The organism is Chitinophaga sp. 01L420, from assembly GCF_056399985.1.
On record NZ_JBFTSK010000129.1, the window covers coordinates 1 to 973 of the forward strand.

1 protein-coding gene is annotated in these 973 nt (G+C 51.3%); it reads right to left on the reverse strand.

Going from position 1 to position 973, the window contains the following annotated elements:
* A partial coding sequence (locus AC1DP6_RS36455; protein WP_477059306.1) for a condensation domain-containing protein occupies positions 1-973 on the reverse strand: 973 nt, incomplete at both ends.

Here is a 973-nt window from a genome sequence, read left to right on the forward strand (position 1 = left end):
CAATTGTCCCAGGTAATTAAAAACAATACCCCATGGCGTAGTTCCCGCGTAGTTCCCCGTAAACCGTCTTCCCGGTTAAGGTATTTTAATATCCCGTATCCCATGCCTTTATCAGGCACCGCACGCAGCTGTTCTTTCACCGACTTGATCCAGTCCGCCATGGTTAATCCATCTGCACCCAACAACACCGGGTACATATTGGTAAACCAACCTATTGTCTGGCTGGTGTCCATACCTATCACGGTATCTTCACGGCCATGACCTTCCAACCCGATTACCACCTGTTCCTGTCCACTCCAGTCACACAGCGTCCATGCCAATGCTGTCAGTAACAGATCGTTGATCTCTGTATGATACACACGTGGAATTTCCTGTAATAATTTTTGCGTGCCTGCTGCTCCCAACCTCACCATGTAACTATTCATATTCCCAAGAACCACCGCACCCTCATACTCACGATCTACAGGCAACGGATGATATTGCGTTATTATTCCCTGCCAGTAATCCTGCTGTTTACCGGTGCGCGGACGCTGTCCGTACGCCACCAACCCTTCCTGCCATTGCCGGTAAGAATGACCTTTACGACCCAGTGAGACTGTTTGTCCAGACAGTATACCCTCCAGCAATAACGACAGGTCTTCCATCAGTATCCGCCACGACACACCGTCTATTGCCAGGTGATGCGCCACTATCAGCAATCGGTTCTGCGGCTCGTCCACGGGTGTTTCAAACAGTACAGCCCGTACCAGGTCGCCCTGGAATATATCCAGGCTACCCTGGTAGTGATCCGCTCTTACTGTAATCATGTCTGACAATGCTTCCAGACTTACTCCAGACAGATCCTCCCGGTGCAAGGTGCCCCCGGTAGTCCCATAGGTTTGTTCCCAACCATCTGCACCTTGCAGGTAGCGGAAACGAAGCCCATCGTGCTGCTGCAATAACTGCTGCACTGCCAGTTCAAGCGCTGTTGCGC